Source organism: Peptoniphilus sp. oral taxon 836 str. F0141, from assembly GCF_000179335.1.
GTDB lineage: Bacteria > Bacillota > Clostridia > Tissierellales > Peptoniphilaceae > Peptoniphilus_A > Peptoniphilus_A lacrimalis.
In genome coordinates, this window is record NZ_AEAA01000020.1 from 1 (window position 1) to 3,298 (window position 3,298).

The 3,298-nt window shown below is 29.2% G+C and carries 3 protein-coding genes and 3 pseudogenes; all 6 read right to left on the reverse strand.

The window, feature by feature from the left end:
- Positions 1-188, reverse strand: a pseudogene (locus HMPREF9131_RS08160) (tyrosine-type recombinase/integrase); the annotation flags it as partial.
- Between the two features lie 3 nt (positions 189-191).
- Positions 192-803, reverse strand: coding sequence for a class I SAM-dependent methyltransferase (locus HMPREF9131_RS00570; RefSeq protein WP_009344791.1), 612 nt, complete (start codon positions 801-803; stop codon positions 192-194).
- Positions 804-1,052: 249 nt separating this feature from the next.
- Positions 1,053-2,006 carry an erythromycin esterase family protein gene (locus HMPREF9131_RS00575; protein WP_009344796.1) on the reverse strand — a complete coding sequence of 318 codons (954 nt, stop codon included), beginning with the start codon at positions 2,004-2,006 and terminating at the stop codon, positions 1,053-1,055.
- A gap of 355 nt (positions 2,007-2,361) precedes the next feature.
- Positions 2,362-2,475: pseudogene (locus HMPREF9131_RS08430) on the reverse strand (PcfB family protein); the annotation flags it as partial.
- Between the two features lie 131 nt (positions 2,476-2,606).
- Complete coding sequence (locus HMPREF9131_RS08435) at positions 2,607-2,780, reverse strand: hypothetical protein (RefSeq protein WP_009344792.1); 174 nt, start codon at positions 2,778-2,780, stop codon at positions 2,607-2,609.
- 73 nt (positions 2,781-2,853) lie between these two features.
- Positions 2,854-3,298, reverse strand: a pseudogene (locus tag HMPREF9131_RS08520) (nickase); the annotation flags it as partial.

Genomic DNA, 3,298 nt, shown 5'->3' on the forward strand with positions numbered 1-3,298 from the left:
GGTACTTCTACATATATATCCATTGTTGTACTAATATCAGAATGACCTAGAATAGACTGCATTGCTTTTGTATTTATATTTTTTTCGTTAAGCCTTGTAGTAAAGGTGTGTCTGAAAATGTGATTGCTTAAATGTGGAACTAATAAAAAATCCTTAGATTTAGATTTGTTTTTCATTATTCTCAAATTTTTTTATAATTTTGTAGCTAAAAATACTATATGCTCTTTCTCGTCTAGATGGTATTCGCATTTAAATCCTATCTTAGTCAATGTTTCGGTGAGATATTTGGGGGAATACACTTCAAATTCTAACATATCCGCCCATTTTTTTATATTCTTATGTTCTCTATATGCTCCTTCGTTGCATATTAGAAACTGACCGTCCTTAACTAGAACACGATAGATTTCCCTAAAAGGTACTTCTATATTCTTCCAAAAATAAATGGTTTCAAAGGCAGTTACTATATTTATGGATTCATCTTCAAAAGGTAGTTTAGCAACGTCTGCTTCAATAATTTTACACTTGCCATCTCTTATAGCTTTGCTATTTACTGAACTTGCGATTTCTACACTTGTTTTAGAATAGTCCATTCCATATATTTTTTTAGCCTTTGTTAAGAAGTATTGAACATTACGTCCACCGCCACATCCTAGATCTAAAACCACATCCGTGGTTTTAATATTCAGAAAAGATCTGCCCCATTTCGCCAATTTTTCGTGACCAATATTCATTCCTTTCACCATGAAGCGACCGCCGAAATTATTTTTCGGATTTTTTACATTTTCAAAAAATTTTTTTAACATTTTTATCTCCTATTGATAACTATTATCAGTATAATTTTATCATAAATTTTATGTTTATTCAATTTTATATCCTATCCACCTTGATATTTACAGATTTTCGATAATCGAAATTCTTGATATTCGCTTTTCGAAAGTCTTTTATTATGGTTATTTAAGAGTGTAACTTTTCGTTACTCCCTTAGATTTCTCTGGTCATATCTTTTTTATATTTTGAACTTCTAACATCTTCCATCTCTTTCATAAATAATATTAATCATTAACAGCAATTGGCTTTGCATAATAAACAAAGATCATTGCGTCATATAAATCTTTTGGAACTTCCTTTACCCTATAAGTCCTTGGCATGAATTTCATAAGAGGAGAATATTCTTCACCCAGACTTATCATGTTGATTTCTTTATTTATAAGGTCAAAAGTTTCTCCATCTTTAACTTTTGTAAAATCTAAATAATATTTTCCTTTAAATTTTCTCGCACTGTAAGCTAAAGGATCAGCAGATACAAAGACATGGTTTGACCTCTTGTTATCTGGACCAGCCACATTGATATTAACAATTCCCTTATAAAAGTCTGTTCCAATAATAAAATATTTTTCTCCAAAAATTTTCTTTAAGTGAGACCCCATTGGCTCATAAAATTTTTCACTTTTTGCAATGTGACCGTTGTGTCCAGAAATTAAAAGCATCTTATTTCCCTTTGATTTTTCAAAATCACTTATCCATTTAACATTCTCAGCCATAAGCTCATCTCTAACATTATTTACTTTTACATAGTCATTAAAATCTAATTCGTAATATTTTATGCTATTTAATATATTTGTTAGAGCTATTGAAGCTATTTTTGCATCTGAAGAGGATAGGGCGTCTGCATAAGCTTTTATCTCTAACAACAAAGCTTCCTTATCTTTTATCTGTGAAATCTTAATTTTTTCATCTTTTATAAAAGAAAGCTCCTTTTTCAAGTCTTTTTCTTGTAATATATTATTTTCCTTACAAAAATCTAATATTAAATCAATAGATTTTTCTGGATTTTGCATGTCAAAGCCGTAAAAAGAAAGTTTGTCCTCATCCCTGGCTTTTTGATTGTAGTCAAACATATAATTTATAAGATCGCTCATATTCTTTGTGTGATAAATATTAAAAGAAAAAATTCTTGAAATATTTTCATCTCTCTTGTTTCCGTGAATGTAATTGTTGATTATCATTCCTTCGCCAAAATCAGCTTCAATAGCAAAGCTCTTTAAATTATTTTTTTCAACTAAAGTCTTTAAAACTTCTAATTTTAAATCTTGAAAATCAGAATTCCCGTGAGCCGCTTCCCCAAGTCCAACGACTTGTATATTGTCATCTAAGTTTATTTGGCTTACAGCTTTGCCATAGTCTTCTATATCAGAAATATTTTTTCTGGCATTTAACTTCGGAAGATTAATCCATAAAAAATCTCCAATCCCTATAAGAATAATAAGGGATACTAAAAAATTAAAATTCCTTTAAATATTTTCTTTATCATTTTCTCACCTCTTACTACATTTTTTTAATATTTTATCATACTGTTGCTTCTTCTTTTGCCGCTTCTTTTTCTGCTTCCATTTTCGCTTTTGCTGCCTTTATTGTGTATGTTATTATGGTTTGTGCTGCTTGACCTGCTTCTTTACTTATTTCTTCGTTTATCATGTTTTTCTCTCCTTTGCTTGTTTTTATTTGGTTGTTGGTAGTGGTGGAATGCCTTATTTTGATGTTTATATAGCTTTCTTAGGTATTTGTACCTTTTATACTTTAAAATAGCTTACAATGCCTTTCCACCTTTAGTAGTTTATGTGTGTTCTTTTGTCTGATAGATAGTTTTTCATGTTGGAATATATAATCTGTATTTCATCATTGTTCATTGCTTTTATTTCTTCTGTGCTTTTATATGTTTTGTATGTTCCGTCTTCATTTGCTTTTATGAGTTCATCTATTAGCTCTTGCCTTTTATTCATCTCTATTACCTCCTAGATCTGCCTTTATTTTCTTGGTCATATTATAGCTTTGATAAGATATTTTTACCAGGTCTTATCTTTCTTGATCCATTTTCTTGTTTTTCATCATTTCTCTGTATTCATTGTCTTTATTAACTTGGTCTTGGAACTTTTTAATCTGTGCTATTACACTTGGTTTTTCACCTTGTTTTATTAACTTATCTATTTCTATGGATAAGTCTATACCTAATTCTTTGTTTACAAAATCTACTGAATATTTTATATGATTAATTTCCTGGTATTCATCTTTTATCTTGTCTTTTTCTTTATTTATTTCTTAAAGATTTGCCATTAAAAGATTTTTTTCTTCATTCCATTTTTTAGGACTTAGCTTTTCCTTGTCTGATAGGAGTTTTTTTAATTTCCCACTTACTACCTTATATTGGTCTATGTCTTTCTTATATTTGTTATAGAATGCGTCTTTTGTGAATATATTTTTCTTTTGATATTCTTCATAAACTCCTTTTTTGGCTTTGTAG